The 17,469-nt window shown below is 69.7% G+C and carries 16 protein-coding genes and 2 pseudogenes; 11 read left to right on the top strand and 7 right to left on the bottom strand.

What is annotated here, in order from left to right:
- Positions 1-83: 83 nt before the first annotated feature.
- Entirely contained in the window at positions 84-623 is a 540-nt protein-coding gene (locus D457_RS0118325; RefSeq protein WP_017582126.1) for an MFS transporter, read from the bottom strand.
- Between the two features lie 29 nt (positions 624-652).
- Complete coding sequence (locus tag D457_RS0118330; RefSeq protein ID WP_039831453.1) at positions 653-4,096, bottom strand: phosphodiester glycosidase family protein; 3,444 nt, start codon at positions 4,094-4,096, stop codon at positions 653-655.
- 216 nt (positions 4,097-4,312) lie between these two features.
- Between D457_RS0118330 and D457_RS0118335 the strand changes: the two genes are divergently transcribed.
- From D457_RS0118335 to D457_RS0118350, 4 genes are all read left to right on the top strand, one after another.
- The gene (locus tag D457_RS0118335; RefSeq protein WP_017582128.1) at positions 4,313-4,762 is read left to right on the top strand and encodes an SgcJ/EcaC family oxidoreductase; all 450 of its coding nucleotides are present in this window, start codon (positions 4,313-4,315) and stop codon (positions 4,760-4,762) included.
- Positions 4,763-4,934: 172 nt separating this feature from the next.
- Positions 4,935-5,510 carry a snapalysin family zinc-dependent metalloprotease gene (locus tag D457_RS0118340; RefSeq protein WP_017582129.1) on the top strand — a complete coding sequence of 192 codons (576 nt, stop codon included), beginning with the start codon at positions 4,935-4,937 and terminating at the stop codon, positions 5,508-5,510.
- 102 nt (positions 5,511-5,612) lie between these two features.
- Positions 5,613-6,446, top strand: a complete 834-nt coding sequence (locus D457_RS0118345; protein WP_017582130.1) for an urea carboxylase-associated family protein — start codon at positions 5,613-5,615, stop codon at positions 6,444-6,446.
- A gap of 338 nt (positions 6,447-6,784) precedes the next feature.
- Positions 6,785-7,639: an SDR family oxidoreductase gene (locus tag D457_RS0118350; protein WP_017582131.1), complete on the top strand. Its 855-nt coding sequence runs from the start codon at positions 6,785-6,787 to the stop codon at positions 7,637-7,639.
- A 61-nt stretch (positions 7,640-7,700) separates the two neighbouring features.
- On the opposite strand, the gene D457_RS34895 is transcribed toward D457_RS0118350, so the two are convergent.
- On the bottom strand, positions 7,701-7,832 hold the full coding sequence (locus D457_RS34895) for a CBS domain-containing protein (protein WP_017582132.1): 132 nt from the start codon (positions 7,830-7,832) through the stop codon (positions 7,701-7,703).
- Positions 7,833-8,431: 599 nt separating this feature from the next.
- On the opposite strand from D457_RS34895, the pseudogene thpD reads away from it, so the two are divergent.
- The 3 genes and pseudogenes from thpD (at position 8,432) to D457_RS37125 (ending at position 10,716) form a co-directional block, all read left to right on the top strand.
- Positions 8,432-9,339, top strand: a pseudogene (gene thpD / locus D457_RS32855) (ectoine hydroxylase).
- Positions 9,340-9,477: 138 nt separating this feature from the next.
- The gene (locus D457_RS37120) at positions 9,478-9,990 is read left to right on the top strand and encodes an MFS transporter (protein ID WP_017582134.1); all 513 of its coding nucleotides are present in this window, start codon (positions 9,478-9,480) and stop codon (positions 9,988-9,990) included.
- Positions 9,991-9,996: 6 nt separating this feature from the next.
- Positions 9,997-10,716 carry an MFS transporter gene (locus D457_RS37125; RefSeq protein WP_017582135.1) on the top strand — a complete coding sequence of 240 codons (720 nt, stop codon included), beginning with the start codon at positions 9,997-9,999 and terminating at the stop codon, positions 10,714-10,716.
- A gap of 150 nt (positions 10,717-10,866) precedes the next feature.
- On the opposite strand, the gene D457_RS0118370 is transcribed toward D457_RS37125, so the two are convergent.
- A complete protein-coding gene (locus D457_RS0118370) occupies positions 10,867-12,153 on the bottom strand; it encodes a pyroglutamyl peptidase (RefSeq protein ID WP_039831472.1) in 1,287 nt (428 codons plus the stop codon).
- Between the two features lie 197 nt (positions 12,154-12,350).
- Entirely contained in the window at positions 12,351-13,409 is a 1,059-nt protein-coding gene (locus D457_RS0118375; RefSeq protein ID WP_017582137.1) for an alpha/beta fold hydrolase, read from the bottom strand.
- A 91-nt stretch (positions 13,410-13,500) separates the two neighbouring features.
- Here D457_RS0118375 and D457_RS0118380 point away from each other — a divergent pair, with 91 nt between their 5' ends.
- Together D457_RS0118380 and D457_RS0118385 are read left to right on the top strand one after the other, a co-directional pair.
- Entirely contained in the window at positions 13,501-14,169 is a 669-nt protein-coding gene (locus D457_RS0118380) for a TetR/AcrR family transcriptional regulator (RefSeq protein ID WP_017582138.1), read from the top strand.
- Between the two features lie 136 nt (positions 14,170-14,305).
- On the top strand, positions 14,306-14,566 hold the full coding sequence (locus tag D457_RS0118385) for a PLD nuclease N-terminal domain-containing protein (protein ID WP_017582139.1): 261 nt from the start codon (positions 14,306-14,308) through the stop codon (positions 14,564-14,566).
- Here D457_RS0118385 and D457_RS32865 read toward each other — a convergent pair.
- Both D457_RS32865 and D457_RS37820 read right to left on the bottom strand, forming a co-directional pair.
- A complete protein-coding gene (locus D457_RS32865) occupies positions 14,557-15,093 on the bottom strand; it encodes a cytochrome P450 (RefSeq protein ID WP_083926800.1) in 537 nt (178 codons plus the stop codon). The genes D457_RS0118385 and D457_RS32865 overlap by 10 nt on opposite strands.
- 395 nt (positions 15,094-15,488) lie before the next feature.
- Positions 15,489-16,055 (bottom strand): annotated as a pseudogene (locus D457_RS37820) (hypothetical protein); the annotation flags it as partial.
- A gap of 131 nt (positions 16,056-16,186) precedes the next feature.
- On the opposite strand from D457_RS37820, the gene D457_RS37130 reads away from it, so the two are divergent.
- Positions 16,187-16,288: a hypothetical protein gene (locus D457_RS37130; RefSeq protein WP_239646147.1), complete on the top strand. Its 102-nt coding sequence runs from the start codon at positions 16,187-16,189 to the stop codon at positions 16,286-16,288.
- A gap of 323 nt (positions 16,289-16,611) precedes the next feature.
- Entirely contained in the window at positions 16,612-17,034 is a 423-nt protein-coding gene (locus tag D457_RS0118400) for a hypothetical protein (RefSeq protein ID WP_017582142.1), read from the top strand.
- Positions 17,035-17,469 lie beyond the last annotated feature (435 nt).

Here is a 17,469-nt window from a genome sequence, read left to right on the forward strand (position 1 = left end):
CCTCACCCGCTCCAGCGTTGCGATCGGAGTCGAAGCGGCTGCGTTCCACCGCCGTGACTTGACCTGGACGCGGGTGGCGATGGTCAGCCGCGGCTCCATCGCCCACCATCAACAGACCCGGTCCGGGTCAAGCTCACCGGCGGGGCAGCCGGGATCGCGGCACGCATCGAAGTGAGCGCCAACAGGAGCACCGCCGCCACGGCGAACCCGACACGCAGGTCGCCGGTGACCTCCCCCAGGGCACCCGCGGCGATACCGCCCAGGGCGGTGCCGCTCATCATGATCAACTGGTTGCCCGCCGACACCCTGGACAGGTGGCTGTCGGGGGTCGCGCGTTGCAGGGCGGTGATCGCCATGACGCCGAAGACCGCGGCGGCGGCCGAACCCACGACCAGTCCGACCGCGATCACCCAGATCTGGGTGGTGAGAGCCAGCGCGACACTGTCCGCGGCCATGAGCGCGCAGGAGAGCGTGAGGAGGCGGAGCTCGCCCACCCGTGCCGCCAACCGGCCCGCAAGCAGGGCGCCGATCAGGCCGCCCAATCCCAGTGACGCCATCAGCAGGCCGAAGCCCCAGGTGTCCAAACCGACCGGCCCCGGCGCGACCAGGTGCAGGGCGAGCACGGCGAACAGGAGGTCAGGCTGTCAGGGCATCAGGAGGTCAGTTCGATGCTGACCTCTTCGGTGACGCCGTTGACCGTCACGTCGAGGACGATGGTGGCCTCCGTGATCGCAGTGAGTTCGCCGGTGGCCGGATCGAAGGCGGCCGCGTGGTCGGGACCGGCGTCATCGGCCGAACCGATGTGCAGGTTCTCCGAGCCGGACCAGTCCGCGCTCACCGGGTAGGCGACCGGGACGTCGGTGCCGTCGTTGTCCACCGTCGCGGTGACCTCGGCTTTCTCCCCGACACCGATCGAGGTCGGGGCGTCCAGCTCCAGACCGTCCACATGGGGGCGCAGCTCGGCCACCAGCCAGTCCTGGTCAGGGTTTCCGCCGGTGTCGGCGCCCCACAGTGACCAGCCGGTGAAGCCGCCGTCCGAGGGTCCCGCAGAGGGGTTCTTACCGACGTTTCCGCTGATGACGTAGGGCACGCCATCCACCCGTTCGGCGTGGAACACACCCACGTGCGCGCCGATGAAAGCGGCGCCCTTGCCGGTCTGGGCCTGGAACTCGGACAGCCAGTCCTCGACGGTGGCCGCCTCCTTGCGGTCCGACAGTTCGCTCGCTTTGGACGGCAGGGGGTCGCGGAAGGGCACGTGCTGGGCGACCACGACCGACGTCACGGCGGGGTCGTCGGCCGCGTCGTCGAGATCCCGGCGCAGCAGCGGCAGCTGTGACCAGTCGCTGGCCCGGTAGGAGAACCGGGCCGTGTCCAGCAGGATGAACCTGGTGCCGTGGTGGTCGACCACCCGTCGGGTGTCGCCGAACGCGTCCCGGAAATTGTCCAGCGTCCCCTCGGACACCTCGTGGTTTCCGGGCACGTAGTAGTAGGGCAGCTCGCCCTCCAGCTCCTCGTCGAGGATGCGCCGGGCCAGTGCGAAGTCCTCGGGCGCGGCCTCGTCGACGAAGTCGCCGTTGATGATGAGGAACTCGGCGTCGCTGGCACGGATCTCGCGGAGCGCGCGCCGGGTGTAGGCGATGATCTCGCTGTCGGGGTCCCTGGCGACGAACTGCGCGTCGGCCAGGACAGCGAACCGCCAGTCCTGGCCGGCCACCGTCCGGCCGGGCGCCACGATCGGGTCGGCGACCGGTTCGGCGTGCGGCACGTCCACCGGGGGCGTGACCATCGCGGTCAGTTCGTCCACGATCACCTCGCCGTGGTAGCTGGCGCCCGGTTCGGTTTCGGCGAAGTAGATACGGCGCAGCGACAGCGGGTACTGCGTGCCCGGGGGGACCCGGAAGACCAGCTCCTGCCAGCCCGGTTCGTCGAGGTAGCCGGCGCGCAGCGCGGGCAGCAGCTGCCCGGCGCCGTCCCACACCTGCAGGCTGGCCCATTCTCCGTTGCCCTCGGCGTGCACCCACGCGCGCAGTTCCTGCGGCTGGCCGGGGATCTCCAACTCTCCCGGTGGCACGATGCCACCGGTACGGGTCTGGGTCGAGGTGGTGAAGTCGTAGTTCAGCTCCACCGCGGCGCCGTCCCGGCCCTCAGTGACCGCGACGCCTCCCTCGGCGCGCTCACCGAAGTAGGTCCAGTCGGCCGCGTCCTCGAAGTCGGCGACGACCACCTCGTCCAGGCCGACGGTGACCGTGAAGCTCGTCTCCACCTCGCCGACCCGGGCGGTGGCGATCGTGGCACCGCTGTCGGTGGCAGCCCGGATCTCGAACCGCCCGTCCTCGGTCACCGAAGCCTTGGCGACGCTCTCGTCGATGGTCAGCTCGACGTCGGCCGGTTCGATCGGTGCGGCGAACCCGTGCGGGTCGTAACCGATCATCTCGACCGCGGTGGCGGCATCGGCGTCGGCGAGCCCCACCCGCTCGGGTGTGGTCTCGATCCGGGCCAGCTCGCCCAGCACGGTCAGTTCGATGTCGCCGGTGGCGCTGCGCTGCATGGCGGTGACGGTGGCGGTGCCGGTCGCATGGGCGGTGAACACGCCCTCGCGGTCCACGATGCCGACGCGGCTGTCGTGGGAGCGCCAGCGCGGGTCCGCCTCGGCCGGGGCGTAGGTCTCGTCGTGACCGGCCGCGGTGAGTGTGCGGGTCAGCCCGGGGAAGACCCGGTCGGGTCGGCTGGGCGCGACGTAGCCGGAGACGTTGGTGCGTTCGGGTTCGATCAGGGTCCGGACCCAGAAACCGTCGAGCTCACCGCTGCCTTCGGGGGCGAACAGGGCGAGCCCGTTGGGGACCGGTCGTTCCTCGCCGTCCGAGGGCCGGTTCTCCAGCCGCACCTGCTCCGCGCCGGGGGTACGCGCCACCATGGTGGCCGAGCCACCGCCGTCGAGGTTGACCGCGGTGTGCGCGCCCGCCTCGGCCATCATCTCACCCAGCTCGTCCAGGCCCACGCCCTCGGCGAAGGAGGGCTGGCGTCCGTCGACGCTGAGTAGGTACATCTGGGAGCCGTCCGAGGAGAACCCGAGGGCCATGCGCGGGGCGCCCGGGACGTTGTTTCCCTCGCTGGCGCGCTGGACCTCGCCGTCGACGACGAGCATCTGGCGGCCGTTGAGCGCGGCGTGGATCTCCTGGTCCGCGCCGTCCCGCACGTCGTAGTCGATGCTGACCGCATCGCCCTCGGCCAGGTCGGACAGTGTTTCGGCACCGTCCTCGCGGCCGACCAGGACGAAGGCGTCCTCGGCGATCTCGCCTTCGCGCGGTTCGGTCACGATCTCGGTGACGACGCCGTCGGTGACCACGACCTCCAGTGTCTCCTCCGCGCCCTCGGCCACCCGGCAGCGGCAGTACTCCCCCCACAGCGGGGTGAAGGCCGCGATCTCATCGGCTCCCAGCGCGGGTTTGTTGATCGCGTCCAGCGACGGTGTCTGACCGTTCGGCAGCTCGACGGTGCCCTCGAAGAACACCTCGCCGATCGAGCCGAGGCCGTCAGGGGTGAAGATCGCGGCGGACTCGCGGTAGTCGTTGGTGATCGGGGACTGGACCAGCTCACCGTCCTGGACGCCCGCTCCCTGCGGTGCGCCAGAGGCGTTGATGTCGAAGAAGTCGCCGTTCACCGCGGCGACCGCTTCGGCCCGGTCCGCCTGTTCACTCAACGGTTGCGGGTCGGTCAGCCGGCCGGGGAAGAGGTAGTCGACGCTGACCCCGCCGGTGAGGTCGGTGGTCAGCAGGTCGGCCTGCAACCAACTGGGGGTGCCGCTGTACCCGTCGGGCCCGTAAGCGTCGAACGAGGTGAGCGTGACGCCGGGGGCGACCGGGCGTTCGGTGTTGAAGGTCTCCAACCGGGGTTCGGGGGCGTCGGCCCGCGTGACCGAGCCAGCCGGTGGGATCTCGACGGTCTCGCTGAACGCGGTGTGTTGGCGTGGGTCGTCGTGTGTGGGACTCGCGGCGGCGGCCGGAGCGAGGGTGAGCACGAGAACCAGGGCGGAACCCGCGGCCACCGCGGCCCTCGCGGACTTCGTGCGTGAACGGGTCGACCATCGGCGGTTCATCGCAAGCCTCCGGGCGGGGGATGACGGGGGGAACCCTGTGCGTTGACTTCCTACCATCCGGCGGGCCTGTTGTGTAGGAAGTCAACAAGTGTCGAATCCTGTTCAGCCCCAGGCTTTCCCGTCGACTCCGGCTGTTCGAGCATGTACCGGAGACCGACGGGCCACACTGGCAGGGGCGTTGAAGAGCTTCGTCCTTGCGATCGCAGAGAGGAAGATATGGAACGAGACGAGGGGCCGGAGAGCGTCCCGCACCGTTTCGCGCAGGCCTGGAACCGCGGTGACGCCGACGGGATCGCGGAGCTGTTCGCCCCGGACGCGGATTTCGTGAACGTGGTGGGGCTGTGGTGGCACGACCGGGAGAGCATCCGCAATGCCCACGAATACGGGCTGCGTGTCATCTTCCCCGGGTCCACCATGCGTGTGTCAGGCGTCCGTTCCCGCATGCTCGGCACGGAGGCGGCCGTGGTGCACTGCCGCTGGTCGGTCAGCGGACAGGTGCTGCCCGACGGGTCCCCTTCCGGCCGCCGCGGAGGTGTCTTCACCTTCGTGCTGAGCAGGTCGGACACTGGCTGGACGGCCGTGGCCGCGCAGAACACCGACCGCGTGTCCGGAGCGGAAAGCCTGGCACGGCATGAGGGCGGGCCCTCCCCCGTCGACTACCGCTGAGACGCCGGAGCCAGCAGGTCGCGCCTGCCCGGAGTCTGACCCGCTGGGACGCAGTGCCGGAAATCCGACGCTTTGCCCTCCTTGTGGCGTCAAGTCACCACGTTTAGCATCGGCGCGACCCCACCGGGTCACTAAAAGCATCAGCGCCCCGCACCCCCAGGGAGACCCCCTCATGCTGAGACGCTTCCTCACATCCCTACTCATCGCGCTGTGCGCGCTCACACTCACGCTGGTGGGAACCGCGCCGGTGAGCGCGGCGCCCTCGGAGCAGGCCCGGCAGCTGAACCAGACGATCCTCTACTACGACTCCAGCCGGGCCGCGGAGTACACCTCCGCCGTCTCTTCGGCCGTGGACGTGTGGAACGCCAGCGTCGACAACGTCCGCCTGGAGCCCGCCGCCACCGGCCGGCACGCCGAAATCCGGATCATCACCGACAACGGCTGGCCGCGCGCCCACCTGGGGCCGGTGCGCCCGGGCGGGCAGGTGACCGTCTGGATGGGACGCCAGGGCACCGCCGAGGGCTACGACGCGGTGCGCATCGCCGCGCACGAGCTCGGCCACAGCCTGGGCCTGCCCGACACCAAACCCGGCCCGTGCTCATCACTGATGTCGGGCTCCACCGGCGGTGTGAACTGCACCAACGCCGTACCCAACGCTTCCGAGCGTTCGCGGGTCGAGGCCAACTACGGCCGCGGTCCGGCGGGCGAAAGTGCCGCTGACGGACGGCTCCTGGTCGACCGCCGCTGACCGGCCCTCTTTTACGTGAAGGAGACCGGGGTACGCTCCCAGGCGCATCTGCTCTCTGGGGGCGTACCCGGATCACGGGCCCGCCTGGAAACGAGGGTTCCATTGGGTTCACCCGAGGCCGCCTACCAGTCCGGTGAGGGCAGCGCCTTCAGTGTCGACACCGCCTTCTACGACCGGCTCGCCGAACACGTCGAGGACCGCGAGCTCGTGGAACGGTTCGTGCTGCCGATTCGGTCCGGTCGGGCCTGGGAGGTCCCCGCCGGTTATCTGTGCCGAATCTCCACGCCGGAGGGCCCACAGGTCGGGGACCTCAACATCTGGAACCGGCACAACCCGCGTGAGCGTCTGTGGGCCTCACGGACCCGGCAGCTACAGGGCGCGCACGTGAGCAGGCACGACCGGCTGTGGTCGACGCTGCCGTACCTGCGCCCCCTGGTGACGATCACCGGCGACAGCCTGGACTGGTACGGGACGGACGAGGACGGCGGCCGGGTGCACGACCTGCTCGGCACCAGGTGCGATCCATACGTGAACCGGATGCTGACCGGGGAGGACTTCGACCGGCACTGCCACTCGAACCTGACCCGCGCGGTGCTGCCCTTCGGACTGACCGAGTTCGACGTGCACGACGTCCTCAACGTTTTCCAGTGCACCGGTCTCAACGAGCAGGACCAGTACTTCATGAAGGCCTCCCCCGCCCGGCCGGGTGACTTCTTCGAGTTCTTCGCCGAGCAGGACCTGGTGTGCGCGCTCTCGACCTGCCCCGGCGGGGATCTGTCGGTCCCGCTGTGGGGGCCGCAGGCCCGGGACCCGATCGACGTGTGCCGTCCCCTGGGTGTGGAGGTCCACCGCCCCTCCCCCGCTCTCACGCAGGGGTGGAACGTACCGCCCGTCGCCGCCTACCGGGGGCGGCACGGGCTGACCGGCCCTGGCTGACGGCAGACGCCAGCCAGGCCAGGAGTGCCCACCTATAGCTGTGACCAGGAATGAACCGACGGACTTCACGGGTTCGCGGTCAGCGTTCACGTCGCTGTCGGAGTGTTCGGGGCGTGTCAGGTCCACGGTGCTCTCGATGTGTACGGGCGGGCGCGGACGGTTAGGGAACACAACGTGGTCCACGCGAAGCGAGGACCGAAGAGGAGTGACCGACCCCGTCCAGCCACACATCGGACCTGGTTGGCGAAGACACGGACCGGGTGCCGCTCGCGGCCATGGCCGCGAGCGGTATGCGCCAGGCAGCGGTGGGCCCGGGCAGAAGGGCAAGGAGGACAGCCATGACTGACCGACAGCCGCCGGCGCAGAGCCAGCCCCACCCGGGACGGACCGAACCCATGCATCCGCAGCCGCGCGACGAGATGCGCGGCTACGAGGGTCGGGGGCTCCTCGAGGGCAAACGAGCGCTGATCACCGGGGGCGACTCGGGTATCGGCAGGGCCGTCGCGGTGGCCTTCGCCAAGGAGGGCGCCGACGTGGTCTTCGGCTACCTCAGCGAGGACGCCGAGGCCCAGCACACCGTCGGCCTGGTCCAGCAGGAGGGCCGCCGGGCCGTGGGGGTCAGGGGTGACCTGGCCGACGAGTCGCACTGCGCGCACCTGGTCCGCCGGGCCGTGGAGGAACTGGGCGGAATCGACGTCCTGGTGGAGCACGCCGCCACCCAGAGCCCGGTGGACAAGTTCACCGACCTGACCACCGAGCAGCTGCGGCGGACGTTCGACGTCAACGTGATGGGGGTCTTCTGGACGGTACGTGAGGCGCTCCCGCACATGTCCGAGGGCGGCTCGATCATCATCACCGGTTCCATCAACGGCCTGAGGGGCAATGACTCGCTGATCGACTACGCCTCCAGCAAGTCCGCCGTGATGAACCTGTCCCTGTCGCTTTCCCAGGTGCTGATGGACCAGGGCATCAGGGTGAACTGTGTGGCCCCCGGGCCGGTGTGGACGCCGCTCATCCCGGCGACGCTCGGTGAGCAGGGGGCGGAGGGTTTCGGCAAGCAGGCGCCGATGGGGCGGGCCGCCGATCCGGACGAGATCGCGCCCTCCTACGTGTTCTTCGCGAGTGAGCACATGTCGTCCTACTACACGGGTGAGACCCTCACCCCGACCGGCGGCGAGATCCAGGGCAGCTGAGGGCACGCTCTGACGGGTCAGATGAAGGGGACCACGGCACAGAGGGTGACCGCGCCCAGGATCAGGGCCAGCACCCAGTAGTTGCCGTACCGACGTCGACGTCACGCATGATCTGGGCGGCTTCCCGAATGGTCGTGCCCGGGGTGACGGCGTGCACGTTCGAGTTCATCACTTCGGCGATGCTGTCCACCATGGCTGTCTCCCTTCACGTTGGCTGCCTCGCACTGGGTCACCTAGCCGACCGTCCATCTCGTAAACATCATCTGTCTCCCTGGTCCCGCCAGACCCCGTGGCCGCACAGCGCTCCGTCCACGCAGGCAGGGGCCGCACAGCCACCTCAGGCCGTATCGGGCTACTGGTCGCACCGGTCGAGCAGAGAGGGCCCGCGCGCTGGTTCGCGATCGCCGGGACGGTCGCCGGGACGGCGGTGTCCACCTTCGTGGAACAACGGACGGGCGCGGTCGGTGCGGTGGTGGGCCGCCGCAGCCGGACGGGGTCGGCGCTGAGCGGCGCGGCGCTGCTCGCTGGTGCGGCGCTCACCTGTATGGGGGTCTTCCAGGTCGGGTGCAGCCGCTGCCGATCCCAGGCACACAATGGTCCCCAGCGCCAGTGCATGGCCGAACGTGAGCGGGCCCCGGGGCCCGGAAGCCGAAGAGGGAAACCGCCACCGGAACCTGACGACCAGCGATGATTACCGGGCGTCCCCGAAGGGCAGTGTCGCACTCAGGGGCAGATCAGCAGAATCCGCCCACAGAAAGGAAGACGACGGACGACGTGAGAGGAGGGGCTGCCATGACACTCGTCGAAGCCCCCGTCCAGGATCGCTATCCAACACGCGTGGACCCCGGTACCGGCCGGGAGTGGATCGCACGCGAGGAGCCCACTGTCCACCCGGGTGGCCCCCAGGGCCCGCCTCCGCCGAGGAGCTGGCCGCGCACGAGCGCGACGGGTTCCACATCCAGCGCGACCTGCTGTCCGACCAGGAGGTGGCGGCCTGCCGGGACGACCTCCAGGCCATGGTCCGGGACCCGTCGGTACTCGCCGACGAGCGTACGGTCACCGAACCGGGCACGGACGAGGTCCGCTCGGTGTTCGACGCCCACCTGCTGAGCGAACGGATCGCCCGCCTGATCCGGCAGCCGCGTGTGCTGGACCGGGCTCGGCAGATCCTGGGATCGGACGTGTACGTGCACCAGAGCCGGGTCAACTTCATGCCGGGCTTCCGGGGTAGCGGCTTCTACTGGCACTCGGACTTCGAGACCTGGCACGCCGAGGATGGCATGGCCGGGATGCGCGCGGTGAGCCTGTCCATCGGGCTGACCGAGAACCTGCCCTTCAACGGTGGTCTGATGCTCATGCCGGGCGCGCACCGGACGTTCGTGCCGTGCCTGGGCCGCACGCCGGACGGTAACTACCGGTCGTCCCTGCAGGCGCAGAAGATCGGCGTGCCCCAGGAGGAGGACATCGCCGAGCTGGCCCGGCGGCACGGCATCGAGCAGTTCACCGGACCGAGCGGGTCGGCGCTGTGGTTCGACTGCAACAGCATGCACGGGTCCGGCAACAACATCACGCCCCATCCGCGCTCCAACATCTTCGTGGTGTTCAACAGCGTGGACAACCCTCTGGTCGAGCCCTTCTCCGCCGGGGAGCGCCGCCCCCGGTTCGTCGCCGCGCGCGACTTCACGCCCCTGCGTGCCTGATCGAGCACGGACCTGGAAGGGGAGAACGAGAGAACGCCGCAGGGCCGCCGTTCCCGGCGGCCCTGCGCGCTGTGAATGTAGGGTCCCTTTGGCTTCAGCTCCCCCCAACGGAACCGATCGATCGGACCCCGCCCTGACATGCGCACCTATCTGGCCTTCCTCTTCGCGAACCGGCGTTGGCTGATCGGCGGGTTCGCGCTCTTTCTCTTCTCCTCGTTCGGGCAGACCTTCTTTGTCTCCCTCTTCTCCGCCGACCTCCGGGGGGAGTTCGAGCTCAGCCACGGGCAGTTCGGTGCCCTGTTCACGGCCGCGACGCTGGCCGCCGCCCTGGTCATGACCCAGGTGGGCCGGGCGGTGGACCTGTACGGCGCCCACCGGGTCGTTCCCGCGCTCATGCTGATGCTGGCGCTGGGTGCAGCGCTGATGGCGGTGACGTTCCATGTGTGGGTGCTCTTCCTGGCGCTGTTCATCCTGCGGCTGTTCGGGCAGGGCATGATGAGCCACACCTCCTTCACTCTGACCGGGCGGTGGTTCGTCCGGGAGCGCGGTCGCGCCACCTCGGTGGCCGCGCTCGGGCTGAACACCGGGGAGGCCCTGCTGCCGCTCGCGGTGGTAGCGGTCCTGGCCCTGGCCGGGTGGCGGGAGGCGTAGTGGCTGGTGGTCGTTCTGCTCCTGGTCCTGACCTGGCCGATGTCGGCTCTGATGCGCCGGGAGCGCGCCCCGGCGGATGCCGCCGACGAGCGGTCGAGGGGCGCCATCCGCGCTTGGACGCGACGCGAGGCGCTGCGCGACCCCTACTTCTACCTGCTGCTCACCGCCATGGCCGCGCCCGCCCTCGTCGGCAACACCGTGTTCTTCCACCAGGCGCACCTGACGGAGCTGCGCGGCTGGGCTCCCGCACTGTTCGCCTCCGCCTTCTCGCTGTACGCGGTCACGACCGTGGTGTTCAACATCGTCGGCGGTTTCCTGGTGGACCGCTTGACCGCGCTCCGGCTCGTCCCGCTCTTCCTGACCCCGCTCGGCCTGGGCCTGCTGGTTCTGGGAACGGTCGAGGGCCCGTGGAGCATCGCCGTGTTCATGTTCCTGTACGGGGTCACGAACGGGCTGTCCCTCGGGTTGTTCGGCGCGGTCTGGCCCGAGGTGTACGGGGTCCGGTACCTGGGGTCGATCCGGTCGGTCATCGTGGCGGTGCTGGTCGTGGCCTCCGCGGCGGGTCCCGGTGCTGCGGGGTTGCTGATCGACGCGGGGGCGGGATATCCGGCCCAGGTCACCGTGCTGGGTGTCTACTGCCTGGTGGTTTCGGTCGCCGCGGTCTGGTTCGTGTCCCGGGTCCGGGCCCGGCTGCGCGATCAGCGGGCTCCCGTGAGAGAGGTGTAGGGGCACGACCTGGCTTGGTGGCGGCTTCAGGGGTGGTGGCTCCGGTTTCGGTGATGACTGCTGCCCAAAAGTGCCCTCCCGCTTTCCTCACCCACCACCCGTGCCTTCGTGCGCCTTCTCCTCCGGAGTCAGGTCGGTCTCAGTCCGGGGTCAGGCGCGTACCGCCGCCGCGATGATGTCCTCAATCTGGCCGATGAGGGCCGCGCGGTTCTCCTCGAACTGCGGGTCGGTGATGGCGTCCCCGGGGCCGAGCGCCAGGAACGGGGTGTGCACGTGGCCCGCGGGGATGTCGCGGCCGGTGGCGTCGCGCAGCAGGGTGTTGCGGTAGGCGATCTCGTTGGACAAGTAGTCGCCCCCGCTTCCGGCCCGTGCCGTGGAACCGGGGGTGGGGCCGTCCGGGCTCAGCACGGCTTCGCTCTCCCCCTCGGGGATCTCCACCACCATGGTGTTGTCGAACACGGGGAAGGGTGCCCCGCGGGTCTGCGCCACGATGGCGGGGCGGTCCAGTGAGGAGTCCGACCACTGCGGCTGCGGAGTGAGGGTGGGCACGCCGTCCGGCACGGGGATGGTCTCCAGCGCCTCGGCCGTCTCGTTGTCGGGGAAACCGCCGCGCCAGGCGCCGTTGTGGGCTTCGAGGTCGAACCAGTCGGCACCGCCCTGACTGAGGGTGATGACGGCGTCGACCGGTCGGTCACCGATGTAGTACGGCAGGAGGGCGTGTTCGACCATGCCGTCGGTGAAGTCCCGCCAGCGCACGGGGAAGAGCACGGCCTCGACCACCGCGACGCCCTCACCGGTCTCGAGGATGGCTCCGTCCAGGGCCAGGGCGGCCGCGCCGGAGGGGTTGGCCTGGCGGATGTCGTCGTCGAGGCCGAACGGGTCGAACCCGGTCACGATGACGCGGGAGACCTCAGAGGCCCTCCCGGGCTCTGCCGCCGTTTCGGAGACCTCGGGGAAGTCCGCGTCGTGGTGCCCCCGGGAGCGGCGCTCCAGGTCGGCCACCAGCGCGGCCCGGTCTCCGGCGTCCAGTTCGAAACCCGGTTCCCAGCGGTTGAGGGCCGAGGTCATCGTGAGCCGCGCCCAGTAGAGCGGCCGGTCGTCCCCGGCGCTCAGGTCGCCCTCGGCGTAGCCGGCCTCCTGGACCCGGTCCACCGCCGTGCGCCAGAGCGCGTCACCGTGGCGCTCGACGACCGCCCCCGCCGCTTCGAGGTCGAGCGCCGCGCACAGCTCCCGGATGAAGCTTTCTGTTTCCGGGGTCAGCCCGGAGCGGTCCAGGATCTCCTGGGGGACGGCCTCGGTGACCCGTGCCTCCTCGATCGTGGCACCGTCCTCACCCAGGCATGCGGGATCCGGTGCGGCCTGCGCCGAAGCCCCCATGGTGAGGACAGGGGCCAGGATCAGGGCTGACACCGCCGCTCGGGGACCGGCCCCTCGCATGAACACACCGGCTCCGCTGTCTGCTTCGGGTTTGCGCAACGGGATGACCCGCCCTTCGTGGTCGTTCGAGTTCTCCGTGTAACACCGAAACTACGGAACGGAACGGGTCGGGTCATCAACCGCGGGGACCACGTCGCCGACCTACCAACGTCGGTGTCTTCGGTGTCCGTGCCCGACGAAAGTGCGGGGGCACAACCTCACCGGTCGTGCTCGGTCCAGTAAGCCTCCAGTTCCGGGCCGAGCTCCTCTGCCGCCTGCATGGGCAGGGAGTGACTGGTCCCGGGCCAGACGGTGACGGGCCCCTTGTCCAGGTCACGGGCGCGCTGTGCGGCCTCCTCTCCGCCGGCCAGAGACTGGTCATCGGCGATGTCGACCCGCACCGGCACCGAGATCGACCCCCATTCCTCGTCGGAGAGGGCCCGCGGGGTCGGGGTGAGGGCCGCGTAGTGCTGGGAGCCCTCGTCGATCATCACCGACATCGGCGTGCGCTCGCGGACCTCCTCGACCGTGACGCCGCCGATCTCGGCCAGGGCGCGGTCCTTCCAGGACTGCGGCGCGGGCAGGAGCAGCAGTGACGACCAAAGGTAGACGGAGGCGGGCAGCCCGCGCAGGACCATCACCGGTTCGAGGAGGGTCAGGGAGGCGACCCGGCCGGGGTGATGGAGCGTGTGGGTGGCCGCGACAGCCGCACCGAAGGAGTGGCCCACGACGTGGGCGCGTTCCAGTTCCAGCCCTGACAGCACCTGTTCCACCCAGTCGGCCTGGTCGTCGAAGGAGGTGAAGGGGACCGACTGGATCGACATCCCGGCGTCACCGATCGCGTCCATGGCGTAGAGGGTGCGGTCACCGATCCAGTGGGGAAGGTTCTCACCCCACATGGGTGCCCCCGAACGGATCCCGGGCAGCAGCACGACCGGCAACCTCTCCCCCGTCGCTGTTTCCTCCTCCGCGTCCGTCCGCTCCTCCTCCGTCTCCCCGGCCCGTTCCTCGGCTTCAGTGGCCGCCCACTCGTACACGCGGACGGTGCCGTACTCGATGGCGACGTCGTGGGTGCGGGTCGGCTCGGGCAGGGTGGCCATCACGTCGTCGTAGGCGGCCCGGTAGGCCTCGAACCCCTCCTGGCTGCGCCAGTGCCCCACGGTGGGTTCGGGCGCGATGACCGCGAGGACCTTGTCGACCAGCAGCCAGGCCACCAGCACCCCCGCCAGGGCCAACAGCACCCGACGACGGGTCCGGCGTTTCGACTCGTCCTTCATGGCCCCTCCGAAAATACGATCGTATTGTTCAGGGTCCCGAGTGTACACACCCTCAAATACGTTCGTATTTCTCCTTGGCTAGGATGACGGCATGAGCAACGCCGAACACGACGAGCGCCGCAGTGCGATCATCCACGCGGTGTGGCAGGTCATCGCGCACAGCGGCATGGGCGCGGTGTCCATGCGCAACGTGGCTGCGGCCGCCGACTCCTCCGTGGGCCGGGTCCAGTACTGGTTCCCGAGCAAGGACGAACTCCTGCGGGCCAGCCTGGAAGAGATGCTTTCGGAGGCAGCCCGAGTCCACTCCGAGGCCACCGAGGACATCGACGACCGCGAGGCGCTGTGGCAACTGGTCGGGCACCCCATCCCCCTGGCGGAGTCCTCCCGCGCCGGTGTGTCGGTGTTCCACCAGTACGTGGCCGCGGCCTTCAACCACCCGGCGCTAGCCCGCATGCTGGCCGAGGCCAAGGAGGGCGAGGAGAGCGCAACCTCCCTCCTACTCGGCAGGGTCAACCCCGGGCTGGAGGACCCCCGGGCCACCGCCCGGTCGCTGATGGCCACCGCCGACGGCCTGTCCATGCGCGTCCTGATCGGCGGCCTGTCCGCGGCCGAGGCCGAACAGGCCCTGCGGACCGAGCTGGACCGATTCACCACCCCTGAGAAGGAAGCGACAACAGGCACGGCACGCGGCGACCATCGACGAAAGTCGGTGGTCGGGTCCACCAAAGCACCGTCCGGGGACGGGCAGGGGCCGCCTTAGGCGTCACCCCGGTGCCTCCCGCAGGTGGATGCCCAGGCAGGAGCGGCGGCCCTAGCGTGGAATGCATAGTCAGGGGTCCGGTTCCGCACCACCAAGGCCGCGGGTCCGCCCCCGAGAATCCACAAGGGGAACTGTCATGTCGCTGCCGTCGTTCATCGAATCGATGCCCGTGGAGACCTGGGTCGCGGCCGTCTTCGTGATCGGGGCGCTCCTGGTGTCCCTGGCCGCGTTCGTGCTCATCGTCGCCGCGGTGTTCAGCATCCTGTTCTCCGGGCTGGACGTACCGATGAAGCTCGTCTGGATCGTCCTCGTCTTCCTCGCCCCACTGATCGGAGCCCTCCTGTGGTTCCTCATCGGCCGCGACCGGGTCCCTGCCCCGCAGTACGGCTACCGCTGAGACCCGCACCGCTCCAGCGGCCCCAGGGCAAACAACCCGTTCTCGTAGGAGAAACGCAGGTCGAAGTGGTTGAGGGACACGGGGAGCCCGTGGGGCCGCAGCGGCGGAGCACCGTCCACCCGGTTCAGGGGACCGCCCCTGAGCAGCGTCCGTAGCAGGAAGGAGACCGTCAGGGGAACCAGGTCACGCCCCGGACACACCGCGGGCCCGTGGCTGAAGGGCACGATTGCGGGTTCGCCCTCGGCACGGCCGTCCGTCCAGACACCGGGTTCGAAGGTGTCGGCGTAGGGCAGCTGTGCGGGGTCGCGGTGGAAGTAGGAGCTCATCACCAGGAACGCCGTACCGGGTTCGACGGTCCGCTCGCGCCAGACGGTCTCCCGTGTGCTCTCCCGGAGCACCACCAGGGTGGTCGGGCGCAGTCGGACCGACTCACGCGGGGTCGCGCGCAGCAGGGGCAGGTCGGTCCCGTCCTCGGTCAGGGCCTCCGTACGGGCGGCCTCCGCGGCCGGGCCGGAGGAGGCCAGCAGGGCTAGCTGTACTCAACCTCTGTGGTCGGTACACCTAACACCCCGCGGGGCGGCACGATGTTGAGGTTCGACCCGAGCCATGACCGGCCCTGCCCCCTGAGGCGAGGCCTCAACGCTTCGGGCGAGCCGGTGCGCCTTCTCACGGAATCTCGTCTGCTTCCCGTCCCTCGTGATGAGCGGATCCAACCGTCACCCCTGCGACACAGATTCCGGGGTGCCCTGGTTGGAATGGGTTCAACAGCTGGTCAGGGCCTGGATCCGCCTGCGCAGTGACCTCTGGAGCATGGCCGGATACACGTGCAGCACGACGCCCAGACCCACCAGCCACAGGGCTCCGCCCCAGGCCCCGCCCACAGAGCGGCGACGGCAACGATCACGGCCACGCCCAAGCACATCAGGTGTCCGGTCTCGGAGCTCCGTGTGAGCTGGTCAAGCCCCACCAGGCCCGCCCGGGTGCCGTCGAAAGCCCGGTCACGTCTGACCACCCTGTTCCAACCAGTGCTTTCCAGCACCCAGCCGAAGAGGCCCACGCCCAAGGCCCGGTAGCATCCCGGTTCCCAGGACCTGACACGGAACCAGGGGTGCTCCAGCGGACCGGGCCGGGCGTCGAGGACGACGGAGACCCAGGCCATCAGCACGAAATGGGTGACCCAGGCGAAGGCGAAACCCCCCGGCCCGATCAGGAGCCACACCGCAACGATCACAGCCGACGCAACAGCCGTGACCGCCAGGACCCCGATGACCGATCGCGCACGGGAAGCGGAATCCAAGAACTCTGCTCCCTCCCACCGATCACTCCAACACCGAATTGACAAGCAGCCCCTGCCAGCGGAGCGGACGCGAACGGGTTCGCACGCCTGGGCCGGGATCTCTCCGGACCCGCCCCACCACCAACACGCCGAAGAACAACCATGATTCAGAGGCACCGGACCCGGAAACGCAGGATAACCGGGCAGAAGCATACTCAAGGGACCGGAGGAAGCCGCACACGGCCGGCTTCCTCAAAAACTGACGCATCTGACGGTGCTGTCCTGGTCATGCCCAGCGAGTCCGGGAGTTCTGTCCTTCGGGTCCTCCCGCCACGGGGAGGCTGATCCTCGAACGCCGTTTCTTCGACAAGTGGAAGCAGGAGCGGATCGCCCAGGAGGTGGGTTGCTCCTGGATGCACGTCTCCCGGCTGCTCACCGCCTCGTAGGAGAGGCTCCGGGAGGAACTGGCCGAGGAGAAGTGACCGGGTCGCTCCGATGGGGAGGGCCCGTCTTCGATCTCATGGCCGCCTGGCTACCCGGTGTGGGGCACGGCAGGCCCCGAACCATGGGCGTGCACGGGTTTGGGCCCGGTTCGCGGTGCGCGGCCGGGGAGAGCCAGCGACCGGTTCAATGTGTACGAGCCAGGCGACTTGGTTAGGGGATGTACACGGAAAACCATGAGCGACGGAGCCAGACAATGACGAACGAAACGAAGTCCCCACCGCGTCGGCCCCTACTCAGGGCAGCGGCCAGAGGCGCGGTGGCGGCGATGGCCATGAGCGGGGCACGCCAGGCGGCGGTGGGGCTGGGGATGATCGAACGCACGCCCCCGGAGGCCATCCTTCGTGAGGGCGTTCCCGCCGTGCTCCGCAGGGTTCCGGAACACCGGCGGACCGCCTTCATCGAGTTTGCGCACTGGGGCTACGGGGCGGCCGCGGGTGCGGCCTTCGGGCTGCTGCCCGGGCGTCTGCGGGCCTCCAGGCGCACCGGCCCGGTCTACGGCGTGCTCGCGTGGGGGCTGTTCGAACTGGGTCTGGCCCCGGCGCTCGGCCTGGCCCACGCCCGCAGGGCCCGCCCCCAAGAGCGGGCGGCCCTGCTGGTCGACCACGTGTTCTTCGGCCTCATCGTGGGTGCCCCGCCCGAAGCCACCATCGTCGAGCCCAAGGGGAACCAGGACCACGAGAAGGGCTGACCGCGTAGGGGCGCTGAGGGCTCTCCCGGGCGCCCTCCCGAGCCACTGGCCCCCTTCTCAGATCCTCGGATTCCTTTTCCCACCGCCGATGGCGCCGGGAACCCCTGCGACGCATCCCCGGGGTGCACGGAGGACAACTCGTCATGAACGGTGGACGGTAACGCTCCTGGCGGCTGCCAGAACGGGCTGCGCTCCGGCTGCCGGATGACGGTGTAGCGGATGACCCTACCGCCGCCCCGGCGGTGGTCACGGGCGAAACGCTGGGCAGGGCCGTGTAGATGCGGTACGTGGTGGCCCACACCAGGAAGCGGCGCAGGACCCGGCCCACCAGGGGCAGTGCGCCCAGGCGCTGTTTCGGCGCCAACGCCTTCGCCCGGCGGCACCCGGCCGCGGACGCGACTCTTCTCCAAACGGCCGTTCAGTCCTGGGCCTGCT

This window comes from Nocardiopsis valliformis DSM 45023 (assembly GCF_000340985.1).
Classification (GTDB): Bacteria; Actinomycetota; Actinomycetes; order Streptosporangiales; family Streptosporangiaceae; genus Nocardiopsis; species Nocardiopsis exhalans.

What these genes read in the sequence shown, in the direction of transcription:
- D457_RS0118340 (WP_017582129.1), top strand. Translation starts at nt 4,935, where the DNA reads ATGCTGAGACGCTTCCTCACATCCCTACTCATCGCGCTGTGCGCGCTC.
- D457_RS0118330 (WP_039831453.1), bottom strand. Translation starts at nt 4,096, where the DNA reads ATGAACCGCCGATGGTCGACCCGTTCACGCACGAAGTCCGCGAGGGCC.
- D457_RS37120 (WP_017582134.1), top strand. Translation starts at nt 9,478, where the DNA reads ATGCGCACCTATCTGGCCTTCCTCTTCGCGAACCGGCGTTGGCTGATC.
- D457_RS0118400 (WP_017582142.1), top strand. Translation starts at nt 16,612, where the DNA reads ATGGCCATGAGCGGGGCACGCCAGGCGGCGGTGGGGCTGGGGATGATC.
- D457_RS0118335 (WP_017582128.1), top strand. Translation starts at nt 4,313, where the DNA reads ATGGAACGAGACGAGGGGCCGGAGAGCGTCCCGCACCGTTTCGCGCAG.
- D457_RS34895 (WP_017582132.1), bottom strand. Translation starts at nt 7,832, where the DNA reads ATGGTGGACAGCATCGCCGAAGTGATGAACTCGAACGTGCACGCCGTC.
- D457_RS0118350 (WP_017582131.1), top strand. Translation starts at nt 6,785, where the DNA reads ATGACTGACCGACAGCCGCCGGCGCAGAGCCAGCCCCACCCGGGACGG.
- D457_RS0118380 (WP_017582138.1), top strand. Translation starts at nt 13,501, where the DNA reads ATGAGCAACGCCGAACACGACGAGCGCCGCAGTGCGATCATCCACGCG.
- D457_RS0118370 (WP_039831472.1), bottom strand. Translation starts at nt 12,153, where the DNA reads ATGCGAGGGGCCGGTCCCCGAGCGGCGGTGTCAGCCCTGATCCTGGCC.
- D457_RS0118375 (WP_017582137.1), bottom strand. Translation starts at nt 13,409, where the DNA reads ATGAAGGACGAGTCGAAACGCCGGACCCGTCGTCGGGTGCTGTTGGCC.
- D457_RS0118385 (WP_017582139.1), top strand. Translation starts at nt 14,306, where the DNA reads ATGTCGCTGCCGTCGTTCATCGAATCGATGCCCGTGGAGACCTGGGTC.